This is a genomic window from Methylocystis suflitae (assembly GCF_024448135.1).
GTDB classification, from domain to species: domain Bacteria; phylum Pseudomonadota; class Alphaproteobacteria; order Rhizobiales; family Beijerinckiaceae; genus Methylocystis; species Methylocystis suflitae.
In genome coordinates this window covers 1-729 of record NZ_JAMRYX010000221.1, presented here as the reverse complement: position 1 = coordinate 729, position 729 = coordinate 1, and the positions used below count along the sequence as shown (strand labels likewise).

Annotated in this window: 1 protein-coding gene; it reads right to left on the bottom strand. The window is 55.3% G+C overall.

The window, feature by feature from the left end:
• A partial coding sequence (locus NEI07_RS16835; RefSeq protein ID WP_256036156.1) for a glycosyltransferase occupies positions 1–711 on the bottom strand: 711 nt, incomplete at its 3' end.
• Between the last annotated feature and the right edge of the window lie 18 nt (positions 712–729).

Sequence of the window (729 nt, the reverse complement as noted above, 5' to 3'; positions counted from 1 at the left end):
ACGGTCGACAAGGGCACGGAAGAAAGTCAGGATTTCATTGAACATGTACCAAGTTCCGACAGATCCGACATAGCCGAGCGTTAAGGGGCTGTTGGCGCGCTTCTCTGGTGGATGGAAGCGGTCGAGATCTGCGCAAGTGGGGATCACCGTCAGAGGCGGCATACGATTCTTGAGATAGGGAAAACGCGCGATTTCGCGTTTCGAGGCGTGGGTGAGCGTAACGACGTGATCGGCAGCGCTCAAGAATCGTCGCTCCAGAGTTTTCGCGGTTCGATACAGAAGCCCATTGCGCGGCCAAAGTCCGCCGTCAATACGTTCGTCCGCCCAGAAGCCCCGCATGTCGAACAGAAATTTCGCCCCTGTGATTTGTTTAACGCCGAGCGCTATTAAAGCGGGTACATAGCTGCGCGCATGGACGATTCTGACGCGATGATGCAGCGTGAGATGTATAGCGGTGACCGCTCCTATCACGATATCGTATGCGGTTGCCAGAGCCGATGGAGATTTGTGATAGGTGAGTGGGGTCCACGAAATTCCTGCTTTGTCTAGTCGTTTCCGCATGGTGCCCATGCGCTCCGTATCTTGGCGGTCTTGTTGTTTCTCATAGGAAATGAGGTGGATCGGCCAATCTGCGGCGAGGATTTCGAGATAGCCCAGCACTTGGCTTTGGCCGAGCGGCTCAAGCACGCCATCATAGGTGATGTAAAGCACGGGGGGGCGAGCGATAGA